Here is a 1903-nt window from a genome sequence, read left to right on the forward strand (position 1 = left end):
TTGCCACCTTTGAAAAAGGTAAAAGAAGCAATGCTTATTAGTGCTGCACTAAACCGAGTTTAGCGTAAAACACTTAGCTAAAAATGTCTTGCCCTAAAACGTATTTATTAAGAGCATATAACGCCCACTTAAGGGGCAAAATAGAGTTGGCTAAAATAAGTGAACGGAGTGAACAAAACAGCCAACTGTATTTTGTTCCTCTTTAAGTTCTTGTTAGCTGACGCTTTCACATGACGTTTTAAGGTTATGCTTTTTAGATTTTATTAACCTTGTAAATCCATTGTTCGTTTTATAACCGACATGAACACCTGTGGGAAAAACGACTATTCAATAAGAAGGATATGAATATAGTAAACCAGCAATTGGCGTATTCCAATCAATGTCCCAACCACTTTTATTTTCACTTAGCCAATTTCTAATTTCAACGTATTCCACATCTTCGCGAGTGATGACTTTCCCACAAAGAGTAAATTCAGGTGGCATAAGTTCAACATTAACATCTTGAGATTGAGCGTAATAAACATATGCCCCAATAGAAGATAATAAAATTAGTGCTAGTAATACTTTCACCCGAATCCTCATAGACAGCTAACGCCTACTTAAGCGGAAAAATATAGTTGGCTAAAATGTTGAACGGAGTGAAAACAGCCAACTGTATTTTTTCCGTTTGAAGTTCTTGTTATATTTTGACTAACGAATTAACTCACACTTGCCATCAGTACCATGTTTATCTACCCTCTTTTGGCATTGCGCAAGAGCTTCCTTTTTCGCTTTATGGGTTGAGCTATAACCTTCAGAGTAACCGTAAAACTCCCAGCCATCAGAAGTTTGGCCAAGCGCAAAAGCTTTGTTAGATTTCTTAGTTTCAAATTCTTTGAGCGCTTGGTCTGTACCATATTGGTAAGTTTTTTGATTACATAAATCTGAATCAGGCTCTTTCTCACAAAAAGTTGGCGTAGACTGACAACCAGCCAATAGTATTATTGATAACAATCCTAGATATTTCATCGATAATCCTTTAAAAATATAACGCCTAAATAACAGGCTTAAAATTGTTGGCTATAATACTGAGCGAAGCGAAGGAAGCCAACTGTTTTAAGTCCTTGTTAATTTACTTGTTATATTGTTTTGACAGGGATTTTCCATGTTCGCTCTACAAACTCCATAGATTCAGTAAACTTGAATGAAACCTCGTAGCTATATTGACGACTAAAAAAACCACTCGAAGATTCAGGGAGCCGTTGTGGTATGTTGATATCAAATTCGATAAGGGTTAAATCTTTCTCGAAATGAATTGTTGGCTCAACTGTATTTTCCCAAATAATCCTATTGGCTTGAGAATCGCCAGAGTGCTGTGTACAACGGAGTTTAATCTCTTGTACTTTGTTAAAGTTATTTCTATTAATTTTAATTTTAGCTTTCGTTAATTGATTCTTTTTACAGTAACTTGCGTTTAGTTCTAATGGGGTTCTTCCTAACATTTTATACTTTCTATCTTGATAGGCGCCCATAAAATATAGTCCTAATGCCGGGATCAGGAAAAACACAAAAAATCCGATTAATTTGAAATCAGAGACAAAGAGTATAGTTGCCATAACCCCAAAACCAATGCCCATACTTTTTAGTAATTTACCTAAAATTCTTTCTTGGCTTAGAATTATTCGCTTAGAAGCACCCATGTTGATTCCATTCCCTATGGCAATATAACGCCCTATTAAGCAGCGCGAAATTGTTGGCTAAAATGCGAGGAACGAAGCTAGCCAACTGTTTAGCGTCCATCTTGAATAGCTTGTTATATCTGGCTTACATGGCAAACACTTAAGTTACCAAGAACAATAAAAGGTTAAAGCGTGGAATGAGTAGATTTAAAAAACCTTTCGCCACTTTGCTACTAAACGTGAAT

Annotated in this window: 3 protein-coding genes; all 3 read right to left on the reverse strand. The window is 35.9% G+C overall.

The window, feature by feature from the left end; all coding sequences use genetic code 11:
- Nucleotides 1-327: 327 nt before the first annotated feature.
- Nucleotides 328-582: a hypothetical protein gene (locus H4J67_RS19795; RefSeq protein ID WP_182204851.1), complete on the reverse strand. Its 255-nt coding sequence runs from the start codon at nt 580-582 to the stop codon at nt 328-330.
- Between the two features lie 108 nt (nt 583-690).
- On the reverse strand, nt 691-1008 hold the full coding sequence (locus H4J67_RS19800) for a hypothetical protein (RefSeq protein ID WP_182204854.1): 318 nt from the start codon (nt 1006-1008) through the stop codon (nt 691-693).
- A 110-nt stretch (nt 1009-1118) separates the two neighbouring features.
- Nucleotides 1119-1679, reverse strand: coding sequence for a hypothetical protein (locus H4J67_RS19805; protein WP_182204857.1), 561 nt, complete (start codon nt 1677-1679; stop codon nt 1119-1121).
- Nucleotides 1680-1903 lie beyond the last annotated feature (224 nt).

Source organism: Colwellia sp. BRX10-4, assembly GCF_014077465.1.
Taxonomy (GTDB): Bacteria; Pseudomonadota; Gammaproteobacteria; order Enterobacterales; family Alteromonadaceae; genus Colwellia_A.